This is a genomic window from Nodularia chucula CCY0103 (genome assembly GCF_963923915.1).
Lineage (GTDB): Bacteria > Cyanobacteriota > Cyanobacteriia > Cyanobacteriales > Nostocaceae > Nodularia > Nodularia chucula.
This window is the reverse complement of record NZ_CAWUOL010000243.1, coordinates 1-290: the sequence shown is the minus strand read 5'-3', so window position 1 is coordinate 290 and position 290 is coordinate 1. Positions and strand designations below refer to the sequence as shown.

At 34.8% G+C, this 290-nt stretch carries 1 protein-coding gene; it reads right to left on the bottom strand.

All coding sequences use genetic code 11. The features are described from left to right. Window positions 1-53 precede the first annotated feature (53 nt). Window positions 54-290: transposase (locus tag ACM0OP_RS24415; protein ID WP_414530984.1), on the bottom strand; the 237-nt coding region annotated here is incomplete at its 5' end.

Genomic DNA, 290 nt, shown 5'->3' with positions numbered 1-290 from the left:
TTAGGGCTTGCTGAAAAAGTCGTGAAAAAACAACAGAAGAAATAAGTAGGTAATCAGGCAGTAGCAAAGATAAGTTTTTGTTGACTAAAAATGCTCAAAGCATCACTTTTATTAATCAAGGAAGGTAAAAAAGACGTAGTTTGGAAAAATTGACACAAAAATCCCCAAAAAAGCCGTAATAACAGAGTAGAAAGATTCATGACTAAAAAAGTTATGGAAATAGAAGTTAAAGAAGTATGAGGCAGTTTAGCCATGACTCTACCCAGGCTAAATCTCCGTTTACCCTGTCC